Here is a 21860-nt window from a genome sequence, read left to right on the forward strand (position 1 = left end):
GCAGCTGATCTCGGCCGTCCGCGAAATCGGCGCCGGGCGCTCCCTGCTCGACAACCGGGCCGCGGCCACGCTCATGGCCAAGCTGCGGGCCGACGCCGCGGACGAGGGCCCCCTGTCCGGGCTGACCGAGCAGGAACGCACGCTGCTCGAGCTGATCGGCGAGGGCCTGACGAACCGGCAGATCTCCGAGCGGATGTTCCTCGCCGAGAAGACCGTCAAGAACTACGTCTCCCGCCTGCTGACCAAACTCGGCCTCGAACGCCGCACCCAGGCCGCCGTCCTCGCGACCAAGCTGCACGAGAAGCGGCAAGCCCGCGAAGCGGACTAGGGCTGAACCGCCGGGAGCTGGCCCAGGGCGCGGGAGATCCGGCGGGCCCACGCCCGGATGTCCGGCCAGTCCCGGAAGTCGCCGTCCCCCACGTGGAGGGCGGCGACCATCGCGCGTTCGGCCAGCCCGAGGTGATGCCGGTCGATGCGGCCGGCGAACAGGCGGTGCCCGCGCGCGTGCACGAGGCGGCGCAGCGTCGGGAGTTCGAGCGGGTCCTGCTCGGGTTTGAGCGGCGACCCGACCGGCCCGCTGGAGAACAGCCAAACCGGCACCGCGGTCAGCTCCTCGCGGCGGGCGTGCACCAGATCGGTCGCGGCGGCGAGCCAGTGCCCGAGGTAGACCGCGCTGCCGAGGACCACGGCGTCGTACCCGGCGATCCGGTCGACGTCGCCGGCGTCGAGCACGTCGACCTCGGCATGCTCCCGCAGCACCTCGCCGATCGCGACCGCGATCTCACGGGTGGCTCCATGTTTGCTGGCGGCGGCCACGAGAATCTTCATGGCACAACGCTGGCCGCCCCGTCCGGCGCGGGTGAGAGGCGGAGGACCCGGTGCCGGTGACCTAGGGCCCTTTCCGCCACGCCGCGCCCGGCGGCACGCTGGGGATCATGAGCGCGAGCCAGCTGTTGTCCGAACTGCGGCCGAACCGGACCGACCAGCCGTGGAGCGCCGTGCGCGAAACCCATATCGGCGCGGTGTTCCTGGTCGGCGACCTCGCCTACAAGCTCAAGAAGCCGGTCGACTTCGGCTTCCTCGACTTCACCCGCCGCGAAACCCGCGAACAGGTGTGCCACAAGGAAGTCGCCCTCAACCGGCGGCTCGCGCCGGAGACCTACCTCGGCGTCGCCGACGTGAAGGGACCCGACGGCGAGATCTGCGATCATCTCGTGGTGATGCGGCGGATGCCCGACGAGCGGCGGCTTTCGGCGCTCGTTCGCGACGGCGCGCCGCTGACCGACACGATCCGCGATCTCGCCCGCATCATGGCGCGCTTCCACGAGCACGGGAGCCGCGGGCCGGCGATCACGGCGCAGGGTTCCCGTGACGCGATCCTCGGCCGCTGGCGCGACAGCTTCGCGCAGGTCCGCCCGTTCCACGGACACGTGCTCGACGCGGCCGTCGCGGCGGAGATCGAGCGCCTGGTCGAAGAGTTCCTCGCCGGCCGGGAAGCGTTGTTCGCGCGGCGCATGCGCACGGGCCGCATCGTGGACGGGCACGGTGACCTGCTGGCGGACGACATCTTCTGCCTCGATCAGGGCCCGCAGATCCTCGACTGCCTGGAATTCGACGACAACCTCCGCTCGGTCGACGGGCTCGACGACGTCGCCTTCCTCGCGATGGACCTGGAACGGCTGGGTTCACCGGAACTCGGTGAACTGCTGCTCGAGCACTACGCGGAGTTCTCGGCCGACCCGGCCCCGCCCGCGCTGCGTCATCACTACCTGGCCTACCGCGCGTTCGTCCGCGCCAAGGTGGCCTGCCTGCGGCACAGTCAGGGTGACCACACGGCGGCCCGGCTCGCCCGCGAGTACGCCGAGCTCACGCTGCGGCATTTGCGGGCCGGCCAGGTGCGGCTGATCCTCGTCGGCGGCCTGCCCGCCTCGGGAAAGTCCACTTTGGCCAGTGCGATCGCCGACCGGCTCGGTGCGACGCTGCTGCGCAGCGACCGCGTCCGCAAGGAACTGGCCGGCATCCCGGCCGAGCGGCGCGCGGCGGCCGAGTACGAGAAGGGGCTGTACACGGCGGAGTTCACCGCGCACACCTACGCCGAGCTGAACCACCGGGCGGAGGAACTGCTGTCGCTGGGCGAAACCGTGGTGCTGGACGCGTCCTGGCGCTCGGCCGACCGCCGGCTGGAAGCGGCCTCGGTGGGGGCCCGGACGCACAGCAGCGTGATTCCGCTGCGGTGCTGGGCGCCGGAGGCGACGACGGCCGCGCGCATGGCCACGCGCCAGGACTCGATCTCCGACGCCACGCCGGAAATCGCCCGCCGGATGGCCACGAACGTCCACCCCTGGCCGGACGCGCACACGATCTTCACCGCCGGCACCGAGCAGGATTCGCTCACCCAGGCGCTGGGTTACCTCGGCTGAGGCCGGGCCGCCCCGGCGCCGCGCAGCCACCGGTCCACGACCTCGTCCGAGCGGATCACCGCGACCGGCGCGGAGCCGTGCCGCGTCACCGTCCGGGCCGTCGAACCCAGCAGCAGGCGCGCGAAACCGCTGTGCCCGTGCGTGCCCACCACGATCAGCCTCGCGTGCTCGCCGTAGTCGAGCAGGGTGTGCCCGGCCTGCCCGCGCACCACGATGTACTCCACCGGCACCTGCGGGAACTCGCCCGCCAGCGGCGAAACCTGCCGGATCAGCGAGGCACGCTCCTTCTCGTGCACCGGCTCGGTGTCCGGCGCGCCGGGCGCGTGCCAGGTGCGCACGACGGTCACGCCCGTGTCGTGCACCGCCGCCTCGGCGAACGCGAACCGGGCGGCGGCCGCGCAGTCGGGCCAGCCGTCCACGCCCACCACCACCGGGCCGTTGTCACGCGCGCGGTCCCGCACGACGACGACCGGGCAGTCGCCGTGCACGGCCAGGGTCAGCCCGGCCGAGCCCATCATCAGCCGGCTCACGCTGTGCGCGCCGGTCGCGCCGAGCACCACCTGCCGGGCCCGCCGCGACTCGTCGAGCAGCACCGCGCGCACGTCGCCCTCACGCAGTGCCGCGGTCACCGCGACCCCCGGTGCCGCCCAGCCCGCGGCGATCTCCGCCTCGTGCAACCGCGCGGCGCCCTGTTCCCGGCGCTGGATCGTGCTCAGCTGGCGGCCGCTGTAGCCGGTGCCCGTGACCGAGTACGCGTGCACCAGCCGGAGCGGGGCGCCGAGGCGCCGCGCGTCGCGGGCCGCCCAGCGGGCGGCGGCGAGCGCCGAAGCCGAACCGTCGATCCCGGTCACCACCGGCGAACTCATCGGACCCTCCACACTGGACTCAGAACCGCTTGAGGTCACGGCTGGCCCGCTGCCATTCGCGGGCGAGGTCTTCACCGCGCCGGCGGTCGAGCAGGAACCGGGCGCCCCAGAGCGCGAGCACGACCAGGCCGACGGCGCCGACCCACACCAGGGCCGCGATGCCGAACGCCGCGCCCAGCGCGCCGTCGCGGGTCAACGGTTCGGGCACGGAGTTGCCCGCCTGGTCGATCCAGATCGGCGTGCCGGTGCCGGCGTCGGTGCCCGGGGCGACCTCGACCTGCCCGGTCCGCTCGCTCCCGTCGGGCAGCCGCCATACGGCCTTGACCGGGACCTGGGTCGCGGTTGCACGCGCGCTGAGCGTCTCGGGCGCGTCGGCCAGCAGCACTGCGGTGACCTGCGTGCGCGTGGCCTGTTCGTGCGCGGCGTCGCGCAGTCCCGTGGCGTACTCGTGCGAGCCGGCCGCGAGCGCGACCGGCACCATCCCCAGTGACAGCACGATCGCGACGGCGACCAGGGCGGTTTCGATCCGGTCCCACCGCGTCGCGAGCGGGTTGCGCCCGGAGCCGATCCAGCGAAGCTGCCGCATGATCCAGGTCGAGCTGACGTTCATTCTGACGCACCTCCTCCGAGCTTTCCTTCCACGCCAAGAGGTTCCCGCGCGAGAGCGGGGCCGGCGAAGGGCCGAGAGTCCTCGCCGGCCCACCGAAAGACCCCGGCGTCAGCCCTTCGCCACCGGCGTCGAGGCCAGGGCGCCGCCCCAGTCCCGTGCCCGCGCCAGCTCGCCGCCGACGAGCTCGGCCACGTCGGCCCCGGTGACCAGGAAGCTCTCCGGCTCCGCGACCAGCTCGAAGTGCTTACGCCGCAACAGCTTCGCCGCACCCGCGGCCGCCGAGCCGGTCACCCAGCGCGCCTTGTCGACGCGCGTGTCGAACACCGCCGCCCGCAGGCCTTCCGGTGCCCTGCCCAGGCTGTCGAGCCATTCGCGCATCCCGCGCTCGCGGGACCGCACACCCTCCTTCGACCGGTCCGCGGCCGACTGGCGGGTCGAGGCCCGGCTCATCCCGTGCACGTGGGTGGGCCCGCCGACCACGAGCAGGTCGACCCCGGCCAGGTCCGCGGGCGCGTCGTCGACGTTGACGACTTCGGCCTGCGTCACGGGCGCCAGGCCGTCGGCGATGGCGCGGGCGACCTGCTCGGTGCTGCCGAACATGGATTCGTACACCACGAGAATTCGCATGATGTCCTTCCTTTCCCTTGCGTCATTGCGGCTGCAGCTGCCGCGAAGCCCGGTGCACCGGCACGGCGATCAGCACGACCCCGCCGGCCAGCAGCACGATCCCGCCCACGAGGACCCAGGTCGCGAGCCAGCCCAGTCCCGGCGCGGTCGCGCCGGCCTCGGCCAGCACGTCGAGCCCCGGCGAGCCGTTGGGGTGCATCACGACGACCGTCCAGTCACCGGCCCGCATCGGCACGCTCAGCGTCTGCGTGCCCAGACCGCTGGTCCGCGCGGCCCAGATGCCGGCGTCCTGCGGCAGCACCGCGGGTTGCGTTCCACTGTGGATGGTCATGGTCCGCGCGGACAGGTCGCGCACGGTCGCGTACTCGACGTTCGCCAGGTAGCGGTCCGCGGCGGCGGTGGGCGCGATCCCGATGAACACCGCCTGCGCGGGATCGGCCGAGGTGGCCCGGATCCGCACGTCACCCACGAGGTTCGCGGGCGGTGTCCAGCCCGACAGCGTGACCGGTTCGGTGGTCAGCGCGTAGGCCGGCGTGGTGAACGTGTTGGACGCCGAGAGGTACCCGTCCGCGTCGCGGCCGTTCTTGTCGGCCCACAGCAGCGTCGCGCCGCCGGTGAGCAGGCCCATCGAGGTCAGGGCCAGCACGGCCCCGACGATCACGGACGCGATCCGCCCGCCGGTCCAGTGATGGCCCGGCCCCGGCGCGTGCGGTTCGTGCGGCTCGGGGCCCCCGGGGATCGGGCCGGTGAGCTCGTGGCCGCCGAGGTCCATCCGGAACGGCGGGTACTGGTCGGTCATCAGCCCGGCGTAGGCGGCGACCCGCAGCACCCAGCGGTCCATGCCGAGCACGAAGTCGAAGATCGGCTTCGGGTACTTCCCGGTGAACAGCAGCACGATCGCCGCGATCAGCACGAGCACGCCGACGAGCCCGCCCGCGGCCCAGTCGAAGTTGCCGGTGCGGGTGCTGCCCTGCCAGACGAGCCAGCTGCCGCCGCCGACGAACAACGCGGCGATGATGTAGTGCGGGATGGCCAGCAGCCACCACTTCACCAGCACCAGCCCGCGCGAAAGGTGCTGCGGGTAGTCCACCTCGAGCCGCGCCGGGTACTCCGGCACGTCGGCGAGGGTGAACGGGGGGTACTGGTCGGTGCCCAGCGCCTGGTAGCCGTAGTACTGGACGCGCCAGGTCCAGCGCAGCACCCCGACGTTGAACTCGAAGATCGCTCGCGGGTACCGTCCGGTGAACAGGATCGCGAAGAACGCCACGACGCTCAGCAGGGCGAACGCGAACCAGAGAAACGCGAGCACGATGTAGTGCGGGATCGCGAGAAGCCACTTCACCAGCCACAGCCACCGGGACAGGGCCGGATCCAGCGAGGCCTCGACACGAACCGGATAGGGCGCGGGAGTGGTCATCGCGTCCCCTCCTTCTCGAGATGTCGGGAACCCGGCCTGCTGACCGGGCCACCCCGACCGTGCGCACCGCCCGCGCGCGCGGACCAGGAACAAAGGTCCCCGGTGCTCAGGGATTTCTGCTCTGCTCGCGCCGCCCGTGCCGGTGCGAAATTCGGCTCGTAAGGCATCAACGCGACGAAGCAGGTTTGACCATGGACCGTGGACTTCCCGACAGCTTCACCGTCGACGCGGCGGTCGCACTCGCCGTCCGCGCGCCCTCGGTGCACAACACCCAGCCGTGGCGGTGGCGTGCCGGCGACCGCACGCTGCACCTGTACGCCGATCCGGAGCGCCGGCTGCCGAAGACCGACCCGCAGGGCCGGGACCTGATCGTCAGCTGTGGCGCCGCGCTGCACCACCTGCGCGTCGGGTTCGCCGCGCTGGGCTGGCGGGCGGACGTGCACCGGCTGCCCAACCCCGACGATCCCGACCACCTGGCCGCGATCGAGCTGCACCGGCACGAGCCGACCGAGCTGGACATCTCGCTCGCGGCCGCGATCCCGCGGCGCCGCACGGACCGGCGGCGGCACAGCTCGTGGCCGGTGCCCGGCGACGACATCGACCTGATGGCGCGCCGCGCGGCCGAGGAGGGCACGTTCCTGCGTGCCGCCGAAGGATCGGCCCGGTACCACCTGTCGCGCGCCATCTTCGAAGCCGCGCGGCAGCACGCCGGTGACCCGGACTACCGGGCCGAGCTCGCCGCGTGGAGCGGCCGGCACGCGACACCGGACGGGGTGCCGAGCTTCAGCACGCCGCCGCCGGACGACACCCCGGGCGCGCTGCCCGCACGCCCGTTCGCCGATCCCGGCCTGATCCAGCCCGACACCGACGGCGAGTCGGACGAGACGGTGCTGCTCGTGCTCGGCACGACCTCGGACGACCGGATGTCCCAGCTGCGCGCCGGTGAGGCGACGAGCGCGGTGCTGCTGACCGCGACCGTGCTGGGCCTGGCCAGCTGCCCGCTGACCGAGGCGCTGGAAGTGGCCACGACGCGGGAAACCCTGCGGACCAAGGTGATCGCCGGCGCGTACCCGCAGATGGTGCTGCGCGTCGGCTGGGCCCCGGTCAACGCCGACCCGCTGCCCGCGACCCCCCGGCGCGGCCTCGACGAGGTCCTCGCCCCCCTCGACACCCCACTCCAGAGCTGAAAAGGTGGGGACCCGCCTCTGGGGCGGGTCCCCACCTTTTCAGCTGTCGCCGCGAGTCCGGCTTCCACCGCACGCGAGTTCGGCTTTCGCCGGCGCGCGGGCCCCCAGTGCCCGCGCTCGTCCGGCTACTTCCGCTCGTCGTCCCAGACGTAGTCGAGGCGGTTGCGCACTTCGATGACGCCCGGCACGAGCGCCGCCAGCTGTCCCGCCGCCGCGACCGAGCTGCGCCGTTCGAGCCGTCCCAGCAAGGTCACCTCGCCGCGGTCCACGGTCACCGTGTAGGACGCGGGATTCGCGATCAGCGCTCGCTCGAACACGCTCGTCTCGACCTCGGCCTTGATCTCCGCGTCCGGCCGCAGGAACACGCCCAGCAGATCGCGCCGCGCGACCACGCCGACGAGCTTTCCTTCGTCCAGCACGAAAAGCCGCCGCATCCGGCTCGCGACGAGCTGCCGCGCGACCACCGAGAGCGGGTCCGTCACGTCGGCGGTCCGCACGGGCGAAGTCATCAGGTCGGCCGCGCGCAGCGCCGCGGCCTTGTGCCAGTCCCGCCGCGGCCGGCGCCCGGCGAACCAGGACGGGCCGTCCGGGTCGCCCGCGTGCTCCTCCTTGGGCAGCAGATCCGCCTCCGACACCACGCCGACGAGGCTCCCGGCCCCGTCGACCACCGGTACCGCGCTGATCCGCCGCGTGGCCAGCAGGGTCGCGATGTCCTTGAACTCGGTCTCGGGCGAGACCACGGCCAGCTCCCGGGTCATCACCGCGCCGACGGTCAGCGTTCGCATAACAAACCTCCAAGTTCGTCCGATCCCGAAGCTAGGCGGCACCGGCCGGTGCGAGCAGAGACTTCGGGCATTGCGGCAGAGGACTTTCGCCGCTCCCGCGTCCGGGTCACCACGGGCTTTCCTTGACGCTGGAATCCAGGTGTGGGAAGGAACGGACATGTCACGAACGGCGAAGTCGGGGCCACCGCCGGACCCGGTGCCCAAGCCGGAGCCTCCCAAGCCCCCGGCCTGGCGCTCCTGGCTCCTGCCGCTGGGCCTGCTGGCGACGATGTTCCTGCTGTTCCTGCCGAGTATCCTGTCCGGCTCCACGAGCACGACCCCGACGCTGTCCTACACCGATCTGGTGACCAAAGTGGACGCCGGGCAGGTCAAGACGGTCGAGATCGACGACAAGGGCTCGGTCAGCGGCACGCTGACCGACAACTCGCAGTTCACCAGCCAGATCCCCACCGCGCTGGGCGACGCGGCGCTCGATCAGAAGCTGCAGGCGCACAACGTGCAGATCACCGGCAAGGTCTCGTCCTCGAGCTCGTCGGGGTGGCTGACCCTGCTGCTCATCCTCGGGCCGGTGGTGCTGATCATCGCGTTCATCGCCTGGAGTGGCCGTGCCGCGCAACGCTCGCTGGCCGGCGGCATGGGCGGGTTCGGCCGGTCGAAGGCGAAGATCATCGAAGCGGAGCGGCCGACCACCCGGTTCGCCGACGTCGCCGGGTACGAGGGTGTCAAGCAGGAGGTCAGCGAGGTCGTCGACTTCCTGCGCAATCCCGGGCGCTACGCCGCCGCCGGGGCGAAAGGCCCGCGCGGGGTGATCATGGTCGGCCCGCCCGGCACCGGCAAGACGCTGATCGGGCGCGCGGTGGCCGGCGAGGCGAGCGTGCCGTTCCTGTCCATCACCGGTTCGGCGTTCGTCGAGATGTTCGTCGGTGTCGGCGCGTCCCGGGTGCGCGACCTGTTCACCGAGGCCCGCGACCGCGCCCCGTCGATCATCTTCATCGACGAGATCGACGCCGTCGGCAGCCGCCGCGGCCTCGGCCACGTCGGCGGCAACGACGAGCGCGAGCAAACCCTCAACCAGCTTCTGGCCGAAATGGACGGTTTCGACCAGAGCAGCGGGATCGTCGTGCTGGCCGCGACCAACCGGCCCGAAACGCTCGACGCCGCGCTGCTGCGGCCCGGCCGGTTCGATCGCCAGGTCATCGTGCCGCTGCCGAACCAGGCCGAGCGCGCCGCGATCCTGAAGGTGCACGTGGCGAACAAGCACCTGGCCCCCGAGGTCGATCTGGACGTGATCGCCCGTGGCACCCCCGGTTTCTCCGGCGCGGACCTGGCGAACCTGGTCAACGAGGGCGCCATCAACGCGGTGCGCGACGACCGGACCCTCATCACCGCCGACGATCTCGGCGCCGCCCGCGACCGGATCATGCTGGGCCGCCGCGACACCTCGAACGCGCTGCTGCCCGAGGAACAGCGTTCGGTCGCGGTGCACGAATCGGGGCACGCGCTCGTCGCCGCGCTGTGCGAGCACGCCGATCCCGTCGCGAAGGTGACGATCCTGCCGGCCGGGATGGCGCTCGGCGCGACCGAGCAGCTGCCCGAATCCGAGCGGCACCTCTACAGCGAGGCCTACCTGATGGACTCGCTCGCGGTGCGCCTCGGTGGCCGCGCGGCCGAACTCGTCGTGTTCGACCAGGGCTCGACCGGCGCCGCCAACGATCTGTCCGGGGCGACCGAACTGGCGACGAAGATGGTGACCGAGTTCGGCCTGTCCCACGCGCTCGGCCCGATCGGCTACCCCGCCAGCGAAGCCGCGTACCTGCCCGGTGCCCCGAAAGACGTCGTGCACCGCTATTCCGAGGAGACCCAGCGGATCGTCGACCAGGAGGTCGCGCGGCTGCTGCGGGACGCGGAGCAGCGCGCGATCCGGATGCTGACCGACCACCGCGGCGCCCTCGACCGACTCGCCGCCGAACTGATGGAGCACGAAACGGTCGACGGGAGCACGGTACTGGAGGTGCTGCGGCGGGAGAAGGCGTTGCTGCCATCGAGCCGGTGAGGAGGAGTCGTGGAACCGTTGAGCGCACTCGACGCGGCGTTCCTGGAGATCGAAGACGAGGATCCCAGCGCCGCGCTGGCGATCGCCTCGGTGGCGGTCGCGGAGGGACCGCCACCGCCGCAGGAGGAGTTCGTCGCCGCCTACTCGGCGCTGCTCCCGTCGATTCCCCGCTACCGGCAACGGGTCCGGCACGTGCCGCTGGATCTGGGCCCGCCGCTGTGGGTCGACGACGCCGACTTCGATCCGCGGCGGCATTTCCAGCGCGTGGCCGCCGCCGCGCCCGGTGACGAGGCCGCGCTGTGCGAACTGGTCGGCATGATCATGTCCGAACGCCTCGACCGCGGCCGCCCGCTGTGGGAATGCTGGGTCATCGAGGGGCTCGAAAACGACCGGTGGGCCGTGGTGTCCAAACTGCACCACTGCCTGGCCGACGGGGTCTCGGGCGTCACGCTGCACGACCTGTTCTTCCACGACGCTCCCCCGGCGCCGGCCCCGCAACCGCCGGCGGAACCCGAGCCGAGCCTGCTGGCACTGCTGGGCATGTCGCTGCGCCAGCAGCTGGCGACGGGCCCCTTCGGGGAGTTGCGGACGGTCGCGCGCGGGCTGGCGGACCCCCGGACGTTCGCGCGCTGGGCCTCGGACGCGGCACGCGGGCTGGCGGCGCTCGCGTCCGCGCTGATCCCGGTCACGCCTTCGTCCCTGTCCGGACCGATCGGGCGGCGGCGGCACTACGAGCTGGCGCAGGCGGATCTGCCCACCGTCGCCGGGATCGCGAAAGCCTTCGACGCGACCGTGAACGACGTCGTACTGGCCGCGATCAGCGGCGCGCTGCGCGAGGTGCTGCTGGACCGGGGCGAGGAACCGGCGGCCGATTCGGTACGCGCGCTCGTGCCGGTCAACGTCCGGAGTGGACCGTCTGCTTTGGACAACCAGGTGTCGCTGATGCTGCCGCTGCTCCCGGTCGACGTGGCCGATCCGGCGCTGCGGCTGGTGTCGGTGCACCGGCGGCTGGCGGGGCTCAAGGACCGCAAGGAGGCCGAGGCGGGCGCCGCGGTGACGACCGCGGCCGGGCACGGTCCGTTCGCGCCGGTGGCGTGGGCGATCCGCGCGGCGGCGAAACTGCCGCAGCGCAACATCGTCACGGTGACCACGAACGTGCCGGGGCCGCGGCACAAGCTGTCCATGCTGGGGCGGGAGATCGTGGCGCTGCACCCGTACGTGCCGATCGCCCTCCGTCTGCGGACCGGGGTCGCGATCCTGACGTATCAGGACAAACTGTCCTTCGGCATCACCACGGACGCCGACTCGGCCCCGAAAACCCGCCTGCTGGCGGAAACGATCGAACACGAGCTGGCCGCCCTCGCCGGCGCCGCCGCGCACCGCGGCTGACCCGGCCGCCTCACTCGTGCGGCGTGCGGTACTGGGCGACGTAGCGCTGCCGGATCGCCTCGTCCTCCTCGGCGTGGGCCTCGGCGCGCACGCGCTTACCCGTGCCGCGGGGGTACCCGTGCTTGATCAGCCGGTTCTCGGCGGCTTCCTCCAGGTACACGAAGGAATAGAAGTAGCCGACGAGCCCCGCCATGAGGACCAGCCCGAGCCGCAGCAGGATCGGGCCGGGCAGCAGGAGCCAGACGAGCATCAGCGGACCGACCAGCACCGTACTGCGCGCGGCGTGCCGCCACACCCAGGTCCGCGAGGTCGTGTCGTGGAGAACCCACTCCCGGCACCGGCCGGGCAGGCGGCCACCGAGGGAGTACCAGATCCACTGCGCGGGATTCGGTCGTTGTCTCACGACCCCGATAGTAGACTAATATTTAGTACGCTAAGCAAGAGGAGTGACCGTGCCGGCAATCGATCTGGGCCCGGATCCGCTGGCCCTCGACCGGCAGGTGTGCTTCGCGCTGTCAGTCGCGTCGCGCAGTGTCATCGCGATCTACCGGCCGCTGCTCAAGCCGTATGGTCTGACCCACCCGCAATACCTGGTGCTGCTGGCGTTGTGGGACAAGGCACCGCGCACCGTGAAGGAGCTGTGCGAGACCCTGCGCCACGATCCGGCGACCCTGTCGCCGCTGCTCAAACGCCTTGCAGCGCTGGGCTACGTGAGCCGGGAGCGCAGCCGGTCCGATGAGCGCGCGCTGACGGTCGAGCTCACCGAAGCCGGCCGGGCCTTCCGCAAGGAGGCCGAGAAGATCCCGTACCGCGTGGTGGAGGAACTCGGTATGGATCTCGCCGAACTCGAACAACTGCACGCGGCGCTCGGCCGCGTCATCGCCGCGACCGGTAGGTGACCGCGGCCGGCGGCCGTGCACCGTGTTCCTGCGCGACGGCGCCCGGGTGCCGATCGCCGATGGGGGCTGCTGATCGTCCGTACGATCGACGCCATGACCGTGACAGTGCAACCGAGCCGCCTGCCGGGCATCCTCGGGCTGAGCGGGGTGGTCGCGATCGCCGTGGGCGCCGGCCTGGTGCTGTTGCTGCAGTTCCTGCCGGGTACCGCCCAGATCAGCCCGCTGCGCCGCACGATCAGCGAGTACGGCCTGAGCAGCAACAAGTGGATCTTCAACCTGGCCCTGCTGCTGATCGCGGTGGGCTCGGCGGCGCTGTTCACGCTGCAGGCCCTGCACCGCGGGCTGCCGGTGGCGGCGCTGGTCGCCGGCGCCGTGTGGACGCTGAGCCTGCTGGTGATCGTGGCCTTCCCGAAAACCGACTGGGCGACCGGCCCGAGCCCGGGCGGCACGGTGCACCGGATCGCGAGCATCATCGGGTTCGTCGTGCTGCCGGTCGGGTTGCTGATCGCCTCGGGCCGGGTGTTCACGGGCGAAACCGGCTGGCAGTGGGCCGCGCGCATCCTGGCGCTGGCCTCGCTCGCCTGGTTCGCGGTGATCCTCGCCGGCGTGGTCGTGATGCTCGCCGGTGGCGGGCCGTGGTGGACCTTCGTGCCGCTCGGGCTGGTGCAGCGACTCATGGCGCTGACCGAACTGCTCGCGGTCGCGACCCTGGCCGTCCCGCTACTACGCTCCAGCGGGTGAGTTGAGCTATATCACTACCCGTCGAGTACCGTTGCCGGTAGCTTTCTAAGCGCTCGCTTAGCTCACCGTGGAGGAGGAAGCAGTGACGGAATCGCACTCCCGCGTCGCGATCGTGACCGGCGCCGGCCGAGGTATCGGTGCCGCGGTCGCCCGCAAGCTCGCGGCCGACGGGTTCGCCGTGGGCCTGCTGGACCTGGACGAGGCGGCCGTCAAGCAGGGCGCCGAGGACATCGCCGCGGGCGGCGGCAGGGCGGTCGGCGTCGGGCTGGACGTCAGCAACACCGAGCAGGTCGAGGCGGCCGTGGGGAAGGTGGCCGACGAGCTGGGCCCGCCCACCGTGCTGATCAACAACGCCGGGATCACCCGCGACAACCTGATCTTCAAGATGTCCGACCAGGACTGGGACTCGGTGCTGGGCGTGCACCTGCGCGGTTCGTTCCTGATGACCCGCGCGGTGCAGAAACACATGACGGCCCAGAAGTGGGGCCGGATCGTGAACCTGTCGAGCGTGTCCGCGCTGGGCAACCGCGGCCAGGTGAACTACTCGGCCGCGAAGGCCGGGATGCAGGGGTTCACCAAGACCCTCGCGATCGAACTGGGCAAGTTCGGCGTCACCGCGAACGCGATCGCCCCCGGGTTCATCGCCACCGACATGACCGCGGCCACCGCCGAGCGGCTCGGCGTGCCGTTCGAGGACTTCAAGGCCGCGGCCGCGAAGGAGATCCCGGTGCAGCGCGTCGGGGTGCCCGACGACATCGCGAACACCGTCTCGTTCCTGGTGAGCGAGGGCGCCGGATTCGTCTCCGGCCAGGTCATCTACGTCGCCGGCGGACCGAGGGACTGAAGCATGCGCGTCTTTTCCAGCCTGGACGAGTTCGCCGCCGCCGTGGGCGAGCGGCTCGGCGCCAGCGAATGGCTCACCGTCACCCAGGAGCAGGTCAACACGTTCGCCGACGCGACCGGGGATCACCAGTGGATCCACGTCGATCTCGACAAGGCGAGCAAGGGCCCCTTCGGCGGCCCGATCGCGCACGGGTTCCTCACGCTGTCGCTGCTGCCCCAGCTCGCGTCCACCACCTACCGGGTCGACGGCCTGTCGATGGGCATCAACTACGGCCTCAACAAGGTGCGGTTCCCGCAGCCGGTCAAGGTCGGTTCGAAGATCCGCGGGGTCGCCGAGCTCGCGGAGATCACCGACGTGCCCGGCGGGAAGCAGGCCGTCGTGACGTGGACGATCGAGATCGACGGCGAGCGGAAACCCGCCTGCGTCGCGGAGTTCGTCGCGCGCATGCTCCGCTGACAAAGGGGTACCGCGCACGGCGGGCTGCCGCCGACGTGGAGCATACCGACTGGTCGGTACCGAGCCGAGGAGGCCGTTCGTGACCCAGCAGGACCCACCGGGACTCGACCTGACCCGGCTGCGCGCCCATCTCGACACCCGGGTCCCCGGTCTGGTCGCGGGGCCGCTGACCGCCGACGTCGTGCAGGGCGGCCGGTCGAACCTGACCTACGTCGTCGGTGACGGCGCCTCGCGCTGGGTGCTACGCCGCCCGCCGCTGGGTCACGTGCTGCCGACCGCGCACGACATGGTGCGTGAACACCGGGTGATCAGCGCGCTGCGGGACACGAAGGTCCCGGTGCCGGGCACGATCACGCTGTGCCAGGACACCGGAGTCATCGGCGCTCCGTTCTACGTCATGGAGTTCGTCGAGGGCACGCCGTTTCGCTCCGCCGGGGAACTGGAGGAACTGGGCCCGGAGCGGACGGCCGCCATCGCCGGCCGGCTGCTCGACACGCTCGTGGACCTGCACGCGGTGCACCCGGACGAGGTCGGGCTGGGCGATTTCGGGCGCCCGGAAGGGTTTCTCGAACGCCAGTTGCGGCGGTGGGGCAAACAGCTGGACGCGTCGCGCAGCCGGGACATCCCCGGGATCGACCGGTTGCGCGAGCGGCTGGCGAAGCACCTGCCGGTTTCGGGGCCGCCGGCGATCGTGCACGGCGACTACCGGCTGGACAACGTGCTGGTCGACGGCGAGGACCGGATCACCGCGGTACTGGACTGGGAGATGTCCACCCTCGGCGATCCGCTCACCGACCTCGCGCTCCTGGTGGCCTACGCCGAGCGCGGGAACCTCGACCTCAGCATCGTCTCGAACGCCAGCCTCGCGCCGGGCTACCCCGGCACCGACGAGGTGGTCGCGCGTTACGCGCGGCATTCGGGCCGGGACATCTCCGCGCTCGGCTGGTACGTCGGCTTCGCCTTCTTCAAGCTCGCCGTGATCCTCGAAGGGATCTACTACCGCTTCAGCCAGGGCCAGACCGTCGGCGCCGGGTTCGACAAGATCGGCGACGCGGTCGCCCCGCTCGTCCGGCTCGGCAACGAGAAACTGAAGGACTGACAATGGACTTCGCATTCGACGCCCGCACCGAGGAGCTTCGCGCGAAGCTCTCCGAGTTCATGGACTCCCACATCTACCCGGCCGAGCCGATCTTCGAAGAGCAACTGGCGCAGCGGGAAAACCCGTGGTCGGCACCCCCCGTCGTCGAGGACCTCAAGGCCGCGGCCCGCGAACGCGGGCTGTGGAACCTGTTCCTGCCCGGGGAGCACGGTGCTGGTGCCTCCAATGCCGGCGGGCATGGGCTGGGCCTGACAAACCTGCAGTACGCTCCCCTGGCCGAGATCACCGGCCGCAGCCCGCATCTCGCGCCCATCGCGCTCAACTGCGCCGCCCCCGACACCGGCAACATGGAGGTGCTGGCCCAGTTCGGCACCGACGCGCAGCGCAAGCAGTGGCTCGAACCGTTGCTGGACGGGGAAATCCGCTCGGCGTTCGCGATGACCGAGCCCGAGGTCGCCTCCTCCGACGCGCGCAACATCACCACCAGCATCACCCGCGACGGCGACGGCTACGTGATCACCGGGCGCAAGTGGTACATCACCGGCGCGATGAACCCGGACTGCGCGATCTTCATCGTGATGGGCAAGACCGATCCCTCAGCTGAACCCCACCGGCAGCAGAGCATGATCCTGGTGTCGAGGGACACGCCGGGCCTCACGGTCAAGCGCGGGATGAAGGTGTTCGGCTACGACGACAGCTCGCACGGCGGGCACGCCGAGGTGATCTTCGACCAGGTGCGGGTGCCGGCCGAGAACCTGCTCGTCGAGGAGGGTGCCGGATTCGGCATCGCGCAGGCCCGGCTCGGGCCGGGCCGCATCCACCACTGCATGCGCTCGATCGGGGTCGCCGAGCGCGCGATCGAGCTCATGTGCCGCCGCACGCTGTCCCGCACCGCGTTCGGCAAGCCGATCGCCGAACAGGGTGTCGTGCAGGACTGGATCGCCGAGGCCCGGGTGCGGATCGAGCAGCTGCGGATGCTCGTGCTCAAGACCGCGTGGCTGATGGACACCGTCGGCAACCGCGGCGCGCACACCGAGATCCAGGCGATCAAGATCGCCACGCCGTCCACTGTGGAATGGGTGCTGGACAAGGCCATCCAGGCGCACGGCGCCGGCGGGCTGTCGCAGGACTTCCCGCTCGCCGAAATGTGGGCGCAGATCCGGACCCTGCGCTTCGCCGACGGACCCGACGAGGTGCACAAGCGCTCGCTGGCGCACCGCGAACTGAGGAAGTACAAGTGACCACACCAGAAGAGTTGCGCGGCAGGGTCGCGGCGTTCCTCGCCGAACACGACCCCAAAACCACCGAGCGGCTGGAATTCCTCCGCGCCCGTTTCGACGCGGGACTGGCCTGGGTGCACTACCCGGCGGGCCTCGGCGGGCTCGACGCGCCCCGGGCGCTGCAGTCCGGGGTGGACCGTCAGTTCGCCGAGGCGGGCGCCCCGGACAACAACCCGCGCCGCATCGGCATCGGGCTGGGCATGGCGGCCCCGACGATCCTGCGGTTCGGCACCGAAGAGCAGAAGCAGCGCTATTTGCGTCCACTGTGGACCGGCGAAGAGGTGTGGTGCCAGCTGTTCTCCGAACCCGGCGCCGGCTCCGACCTCGCGGCGCTGGGCACGCGCGCGGTGCGCGACGGCGACAACTGGGTGGTCACCGGGCAGAAGGTGTGGACCTCGGTCGCGCACGTCGCCCGGTTCGCCATCCTGGTCACCCGCACCGATCCGGATGTCCCCAAGCACCAGGGCATGACGTACTTCATCTGCGACATGACCGATCCCGGGGTCGACGTGCGGCCGCTGCGGCAGCTGACCGGCGAGGCCGAGTTCAACGAGGTGTTCCTGTCGGACGTGCGCCTGCCGGACTCGCTCCGGCTCGGCGCGGTCGGCGAAGGCTGGAAGGTCGCGCAGACCACGCTGATGAACGAGCGCGTCGCCATCGGCGGCAACGCGATGCCGCGCGAGGGCGGGCTCATCGGCATGGTCGCGAACACCTGGCGCGAGCATCCCGAACTGCGCACCCCCCAGCTGCACGAACGGCTGCTGCGCCTGTGGGCCGACGCGGAGACCGCGCGGCTGGCCGGAACGCGGCTGCGCCAGCAGCTCGCCCTCGGCGCGCCCGGCCCGGAGGGTTCGGCGATGAAGCTCGCGTTCGCGAACCTGCAGCAGGCGCTGACCGGCCTGGAAGTGGAACTCGCCGGCGAGGACGGGCTGCGGTACGACGACTGGACGATGCGCCGCCCCGAGCGCGTCGACATGCTCGGCCGCGGACCCGGCTACCGCTACCTGCGGGCGAAGGGCAACTCGATCGAAGGCGGCACGTCCGAGGTGCTGCGCAACATCATCGCCGAGCGCGTGCTCGGCCTGCCGTCGGAACCCCGCGTGGACAAGGACGTCGCCTGGAAGGACCTGCCGCGGTGAGCGATCTGCTGTACTCCGAGACCGAAGAGGACCTCCGGGCGAGTGTCCGCGGCCTGTTCGCCGACAAGGCGGATGCCGCGGCCGTGCTCGTCAGGACGGGGAGCGAAGAGCCGTACGACCTGAAGCTGTGGCGCACCCTCGCCGTGGAGCTGGGCCTCGCGGGACTGCTCGTGCCCGAGAAGCTGGGCGGGCAGGGCGCTTCGGCCCGCGAAGTCGCCGTCGTGCTGGAAGAGCTGGGCCGCGCCGTCGTGCCGGTGCCGTTCCTCGGCAGCGCCGTGCTCGCCACGTCGGCGCTGCTGGCCTGCGAACCCGGTGAACCGCTGCGGCGGCTCGCGACCGGCGAGGCGACCGGGGCGCTCGCCGTACCGCTCAGCACCTGGCCGGGGGCCGGCTTTCCCACCACGGTGAAGGCGGCCGGTTCCATCCTCAATGGACGGATCAGCGTGGTGGCCGACGCGGCGGTCGCGGACGTGCTGATCGTGCCCGCGCTCAGCCCGGACGGTCCCGGGCTGTACGCCGTCGAGGGCGCCACGGTCACTGAGGCCACTTCGCTGGATCTCACCCGCCGGCTCGCCGACGTGACCCTCGAGGGGGTCACCGGGCAGTTGCTCGCCGGGCCGGACCGGGCCGCGGCCGCACTGGAGCAGGCGCTGCTCACCGGAGCGGGCCTGCTCGCGTCCGAGCAGCTGGGCGTGGCGCAGTGGTGCCTGGACGAGACGGTCGCCTACGTCAAGCAGCGGTACCAGTTCGGCCGCCCCGTCGGCTCGTTCCAGGCGCTCAAGCACCGGCTCGCCGATCTGTACCTGGAGATCGCGATGGCCCGGGCGGCGGCCCGCAACGCCGCGGACGCGCTCGCGACCGGCAGCGACGACGTCGGCATCGCGGTGGCCGTGGCCCAGTCGTCATGCGCCGCGGTCGCGGTGCACGCGGCCGAAGAGGCCGTCCAGCTGCACGGCGGGATCGGGATGACCTGGGAGCACCCGGTGCACCTGTACCTCAAGCGCGCCAAGAGCGACGAGCTGGCCCTCGGCACCCCGGGCCGCCACCGCGCCGCACTGGCCACCCTCGCCAACCTCCCCGCCTGAGATCTACCTTCACGACGCCGAGATCTACGTTCAGGGGCGCAGGGAGGACAGGAGCAGGTCGGCGTAGTGCTCGCCGACCTCGCGCGCGGACAGCCGGCCGCCGGAGCGGTACCACGCGCCCAGGTGATGCACGGCGCCGAAGAAGAAGTCGACCACGATGTCGGCCGGTTTGTCCGCGCGGAGGGCCCCGGCCCGCTGGCCCTCCTCGATCAACGAACGGAAACGTTCGTGGTAGCGGCGGCGCTCGGCGCGCACGGCCCTGCTCTTCTCGGGGGCGAGGTGGTGCATCGACTGCAGGAAGATCTTCGTGTCGTCGAGGTTCTCGATCGTGCTGACCACGACGTCGACCGCGGCGCGGCGCAGCCGCTCGGGCACCGGCGCCTCGGTGACGGCGACCTTCTCCAGCTGCTCGGTCTGCAGCCGCAGCACGCGGCCGTAGATCTCCGAGAGCAGGTCGTCCTTCGAGCCGAAGTAGTGGTACATCGCGCCCTTGGTGACCCCGGCCGCCGCGACGATCTCCTGCACCGACGTCCGGTCGAACCCCTTCTGCGCGAAGAGCTTCGTCGCCGCCGAAAGCAGGCGGCTGGGCACCGCGTCCTCGGCCATGGGGCCAGCCTACCGGTCACCCTTGACGCAACCACTCGGTTGCCATAATGTAGCAACCATCGAGTTGCTACTTATGTGGAGGATGAGATGGCGTTTCCTGATCGCATCGAGCGCACCGTCGAGATCGCGCACCCGCCCGCCAAGGTGTGGGCCGCCCTCACCACGGCCGAAGGGCTGGGCACCTGGTTCGGCAACAAGGCCACGATCGACCTGCGCCCGGGCGGGGCCGCGGAGATGACCTGGGACCACGGGCACCGGGCCAAGATGCGGATCGAACGGGTCGAGGAGCCGAGAATCTTCGGCTACACCTGGCATGTCTACGGACTGCCCGAGGACGACCCCCGCCGCACCTACGTCGAGTTCACCCTCGAGCCGGCCGGCGCGGGCACCCGGCTGACCGTCGTCGAGTCCGGTTTCGCCCAGCTGTCGGGCGAAGCGCACGCCAAGGCTTTCGGTGGCAACACCGAGGGATGGGCGAGCGAACTGGGCGAACTGGTCGAATACCTCGATGCCGCCTGACAGCGAAGCGATCGCGGAACAGGTCTTCGCTGCGCTGGCCGACCCGACCCGGCGGGCCGTCCTGGCCGACCTCGCCTCGGGCGGGCCGGCCACGGCGACGGACCTGGCCGCGCGCCTGCCGATCACGCGGCAGGCCATCGCGAAACACCTGACCCTGCTGGCCGACGCCGGCCTGGTCACGCCCGAACCGGGAGAACGGCGGCGGGTGCGCTACCGGCTGCACTCCGCGCCGATGCGGATCGCGCAGCAGTTCCTCGCCGCGCTGGCCCGCGACTGGGACGGACCACTGGAAGCGCTGACGAGACATCTCGACAAGGAGAACGAGCCATGAGCACAACGGAAACGGGTCGGATCGGTAATACCGGCCTCCCCGCCCTGACCGACCGGGCGACCTGGCAGGCCGAACTGGACGCGTTGCGAATCCGGGAGAAGGCGCACACCCGCGCGGGCGACGAGATCGCGGCGGCCCGGCGGCGGCTGCCGATGGTCGAGGTCGACCCCGCGATACCGCTGGCAGGCCCGGACGGGCCGGTCCCGCTGATCGAGACGTTCGAGGGCCGCCGGCAACTGATCGCGTACTACCACATGTGGCACACCGACGAGCCCGCCGCGGCGCAGTGTGAGGGCTGCACCTACTACAGCTCGCAGGTTCGCGAACTGTCCTATTTGCACGCCCGCGACGTCACCTACGCCGTGTTCTGCCAAGGGCCGTACGAGGAGAGCCTGCGCTACCGCGACATCCTGGGACTGGACGTGCCGTGGTACTCGGCGCAAGACGCTGCCGAGCGGCTGCTCGTCGGGCGGCAGGCCGGAATGTTCTTCCTGGTCTGCTATCTGCGAGACGGTGACCGGGTGTTCGAGACGTACTGGACCAACGGCCGCGGTGTCGAAGCGATGGACAACACCTACGGGCTGCTCGACCTGACCGTGTACGGGCGGCAGGAGTCGTGGGAGGACTCCCCGGCCGGCTGGCCGCGACCGTGGCAGGCCGATCGCGGCGTCTGGCGCACCGGCGGATATCCGACGGCCTACTGGTCGCGCCTGCCCGCCGATTGCTGCGCGAAATAGAAGAACCCCGGCGAAGTTCTCGCCGGGGTTCTTCTCGTCAGCGGCTCAGGCAGCCAGCGGGACCACCGGCAGCACGGTCTTCTTGAAGGTGCTGTTCACCACCACGGCGAACGACGTGTACCAGGCGAGCACCGCGGTGATCAGGCCGAGCCAGCCACCGAGCTTACCGATGCCTTCGGCTCCCGAGAACTCCGCGACTGTGAGGAACAGGAAGGTCAGGAACAGCAGGACGAACACGGCGACCAGCGCGACGCTGGTGCGCAGGGACGCGATCGCCATGTAGGCGGTGAAAATGGTGAACACCAGCAGGAACACCCCGGTCGCGGTGGCCGCTTGGGCCTCCGGGATCTTGCCCGCGAACTGCCAGACGTAGAACGCGAACGAGAGCCAGAACGCGCCGTACGTGGCGAACGCGGTGGCGCCGAAGGTGTTGTTCTTACGGAACTCCCACATCCCGGCGAGTAGCTGCGCGAGCCCGCCGTAGAACAGGGCGAGCGGCAGGACGACCGGTTCGACCGACTTGGCCACCAGGCCGGCGTTGACCAGGCTCAGCGCGAACGTCGTCGCCGCGAAACCGGCGAGACCGAGCGGACCGGGGTCGGCGATGTGCTTCGTCGGGTCGGCCGGCGCCACGGGGGCCGCGGTGGTGCGGTCGGCTTCTGTCGTGCTCATTGTGGAGACTCCCTTGTCAGTCTTCGGATTTGCCGGTTTTGAGTCCTGCGGAGATGAGGTCCATGACGCTGCTGTCGGCGAGGGTGGTGACGTCGCCG

At 71.2% G+C, this 21860-nt stretch carries 25 protein-coding genes; 16 read left to right on the plus strand and 9 right to left on the minus strand.

Annotated elements, in window-relative coordinates; translation table 11 throughout:
- Positions 1–328, plus strand: a 328-nt coding sequence (locus FG385_RS32460) for a helix-turn-helix domain-containing protein (RefSeq protein ID WP_139100637.1), incomplete at its 5' end; no start/stop codon positions are given.
- Here FG385_RS32460 and FG385_RS32465 read toward each other — a convergent pair.
- On the minus strand, positions 325–828 hold the full coding sequence (locus FG385_RS32465; protein WP_139100638.1) for a flavodoxin domain-containing protein: 504 nt from the start codon (positions 826–828) through the stop codon (positions 325–327). The genes FG385_RS32460 and FG385_RS32465 overlap by 4 nt on opposite strands.
- 107 nt (positions 829–935) lie before the next feature.
- On the opposite strand from FG385_RS32465, the gene FG385_RS32470 reads away from it, so the two are divergent.
- Complete coding sequence (locus tag FG385_RS32470; protein WP_139100639.1) at positions 936–2420, plus strand: bifunctional aminoglycoside phosphotransferase/ATP-binding protein; 1485 nt, start codon at positions 936–938, stop codon at positions 2418–2420.
- Here FG385_RS32470 and FG385_RS32475 read toward each other — a convergent pair.
- The 4 genes from FG385_RS32475 to FG385_RS32490 all read right to left on the minus strand — a co-directional run bounded on the left by FG385_RS32475 (position 2408) and on the right by FG385_RS32490 (position 5940).
- Positions 2408–3286 (minus strand): universal stress protein, encoded by an 879-nt coding sequence (locus FG385_RS32475; protein ID WP_139100640.1) that lies wholly within the window; start codon positions 3284–3286, stop codon positions 2408–2410. The two genes, FG385_RS32470 and FG385_RS32475, sit on opposite strands and share 13 nt — an antisense overlap.
- Positions 3287–3305: 19 nt before the next feature.
- Entirely contained in the window at positions 3306–3896 is a 591-nt protein-coding gene (locus tag FG385_RS32480; protein WP_139100641.1) for an Rv1733c family protein, read from the minus strand.
- Between the two features lie 108 nt (positions 3897–4004).
- Positions 4005–4523, minus strand: coding sequence for a flavodoxin family protein (locus tag FG385_RS32485; protein WP_139100642.1), 519 nt, complete (start codon positions 4521–4523; stop codon positions 4005–4007).
- A gap of 22 nt (positions 4524–4545) precedes the next feature.
- A complete protein-coding gene (locus FG385_RS32490; RefSeq protein ID WP_139100643.1) occupies positions 4546–5940 on the minus strand; it encodes a DUF4389 domain-containing protein in 1395 nt (464 codons plus the stop codon).
- A 191-nt stretch (positions 5941–6131) separates the two neighbouring features.
- Here FG385_RS32490 and FG385_RS32495 point away from each other — a divergent pair, with 191 nt between their 5' ends.
- Positions 6132–7127, plus strand: coding sequence for an Acg family FMN-binding oxidoreductase (locus FG385_RS32495; protein ID WP_139100644.1), 996 nt, complete (start codon positions 6132–6134; stop codon positions 7125–7127).
- A 125-nt stretch (positions 7128–7252) separates the two neighbouring features.
- On the opposite strand, the gene FG385_RS32500 is transcribed toward FG385_RS32495, so the two are convergent.
- Positions 7253–7912, minus strand: coding sequence for a CBS domain-containing protein (locus tag FG385_RS32500; protein ID WP_200834763.1), 660 nt, complete (start codon positions 7910–7912; stop codon positions 7253–7255).
- 157 nt (positions 7913–8069) lie between these two features.
- Here FG385_RS32500 and ftsH point away from each other — a divergent pair, with 157 nt between their 5' ends.
- Positions 8070–9965, plus strand: coding sequence for an ATP-dependent zinc metalloprotease FtsH (ftsH, locus tag FG385_RS32505; RefSeq protein ID WP_139100645.1), 1896 nt, complete (start codon positions 8070–8072; stop codon positions 9963–9965).
- A 9-nt stretch (positions 9966–9974) separates the two neighbouring features.
- Positions 9975–11354 carry a wax ester/triacylglycerol synthase family O-acyltransferase gene (locus FG385_RS32510; RefSeq protein ID WP_139100646.1) on the plus strand — a complete coding sequence of 460 codons (1380 nt, stop codon included), beginning with the start codon at positions 9975–9977 and terminating at the stop codon, positions 11352–11354.
- A gap of 10 nt (positions 11355–11364) precedes the next feature.
- Here FG385_RS32510 and FG385_RS32515 read toward each other — a convergent pair whose 3' ends face one another.
- Positions 11365–11766: a DUF5313 family protein gene (locus tag FG385_RS32515; RefSeq protein WP_139100647.1), complete on the minus strand. Its 402-nt coding sequence runs from the start codon at positions 11764–11766 to the stop codon at positions 11365–11367.
- Between the two features lie 40 nt (positions 11767–11806).
- Between FG385_RS32515 and FG385_RS32520 the strand changes: the two genes are divergently transcribed.
- The 8 genes from FG385_RS32520 to FG385_RS32555 all read left to right on the plus strand — a co-directional run bounded on the left by FG385_RS32520 (position 11807) and on the right by FG385_RS32555 (position 18897).
- Positions 11807–12253, plus strand: a complete 447-nt coding sequence (locus FG385_RS32520; RefSeq protein ID WP_139100648.1) for a MarR family winged helix-turn-helix transcriptional regulator — start codon at positions 11807–11809, stop codon at positions 12251–12253.
- Positions 12254–12346: 93 nt separating this feature from the next.
- Positions 12347–12994 (plus strand): DUF998 domain-containing protein, encoded by a 648-nt coding sequence (locus FG385_RS32525; RefSeq protein ID WP_139100649.1) that lies wholly within the window; start codon positions 12347–12349, stop codon positions 12992–12994.
- 82 nt (positions 12995–13076) lie between these two features.
- Positions 13077–13838: a 3-oxoacyl-ACP reductase FabG gene (fabG, locus tag FG385_RS32530; protein ID WP_139100650.1), complete on the plus strand. Its 762-nt coding sequence runs from the start codon at positions 13077–13079 to the stop codon at positions 13836–13838.
- A 3-nt stretch (positions 13839–13841) separates the two neighbouring features.
- On the plus strand, positions 13842–14294 hold the full coding sequence (locus FG385_RS32535) for a MaoC family dehydratase (RefSeq protein ID WP_139100651.1): 453 nt from the start codon (positions 13842–13844) through the stop codon (positions 14292–14294).
- Positions 14295–14373: 79 nt separating this feature from the next.
- Positions 14374–15393 (plus strand): phosphotransferase family protein, encoded by a 1020-nt coding sequence (locus FG385_RS32540; protein WP_139100652.1) that lies wholly within the window; start codon positions 14374–14376, stop codon positions 15391–15393.
- Positions 15394–15395: 2 nt separating this feature from the next.
- Positions 15396–16634 carry an acyl-CoA dehydrogenase family protein gene (locus FG385_RS32545; protein WP_139100653.1) on the plus strand — a complete coding sequence of 413 codons (1239 nt, stop codon included), beginning with the start codon at positions 15396–15398 and terminating at the stop codon, positions 16632–16634.
- On the plus strand, positions 16631–17812 hold the full coding sequence (locus tag FG385_RS32550) for an acyl-CoA dehydrogenase family protein (RefSeq protein ID WP_139100654.1): 1182 nt from the start codon (positions 16631–16633) through the stop codon (positions 17810–17812). The genes FG385_RS32545 and FG385_RS32550 overlap by 4 nt, the downstream gene beginning before the upstream one ends.
- Positions 17809–18897 carry an acyl-CoA dehydrogenase family protein gene (locus FG385_RS32555; RefSeq protein WP_139100655.1) on the plus strand — a complete coding sequence of 363 codons (1089 nt, stop codon included), beginning with the start codon at positions 17809–17811 and terminating at the stop codon, positions 18895–18897. The genes FG385_RS32550 and FG385_RS32555 overlap by 4 nt, the downstream gene beginning before the upstream one ends.
- A gap of 30 nt (positions 18898–18927) precedes the next feature.
- On the opposite strand, the gene FG385_RS32560 is transcribed toward FG385_RS32555, so the two are convergent.
- A complete protein-coding gene (locus tag FG385_RS32560; RefSeq protein WP_139100656.1) occupies positions 18928–19503 on the minus strand; it encodes a TetR/AcrR family transcriptional regulator in 576 nt (191 codons plus the stop codon).
- Positions 19504–19590: 87 nt separating this feature from the next.
- On the opposite strand from FG385_RS32560, the gene FG385_RS32565 reads away from it, so the two are divergent.
- Genes FG385_RS32565 through FG385_RS32575 form a run of 3 tightly spaced genes read left to right on the plus strand, consistent with a single transcriptional unit; the run spans position 19591 to position 21090 of the window.
- Complete coding sequence (locus tag FG385_RS32565; RefSeq protein WP_139100657.1) at positions 19591–20022, plus strand: SRPBCC domain-containing protein; 432 nt, start codon at positions 19591–19593, stop codon at positions 20020–20022.
- A complete protein-coding gene (locus tag FG385_RS32570; protein ID WP_139100658.1) occupies positions 20012–20353 on the plus strand; it encodes an ArsR/SmtB family transcription factor in 342 nt (113 codons plus the stop codon). The genes FG385_RS32565 and FG385_RS32570 overlap by 11 nt, the downstream gene beginning before the upstream one ends.
- Entirely contained in the window at positions 20350–21090 is a 741-nt protein-coding gene (locus tag FG385_RS32575; RefSeq protein ID WP_139100659.1) for a DUF899 family protein, read from the plus strand. The genes FG385_RS32570 and FG385_RS32575 overlap by 4 nt, the downstream gene beginning before the upstream one ends.
- 45 nt (positions 21091–21135) lie before the next feature.
- Here FG385_RS32575 and FG385_RS32580 read toward each other — a convergent pair whose 3' ends face one another.
- Positions 21136–21762 carry an acetate uptake transporter gene (locus FG385_RS32580; RefSeq protein ID WP_139100660.1) on the minus strand — a complete coding sequence of 209 codons (627 nt, stop codon included), beginning with the start codon at positions 21760–21762 and terminating at the stop codon, positions 21136–21138.
- Positions 21763–21860 lie beyond the last annotated feature (98 nt).

Origin of the sequence: Amycolatopsis alkalitolerans, from assembly GCF_006152065.1 — a bacterium.
Taxonomy (GTDB): Bacteria; Actinomycetota; Actinomycetes; order Mycobacteriales; family Pseudonocardiaceae; genus Amycolatopsis_E; species Amycolatopsis_E alkalitolerans.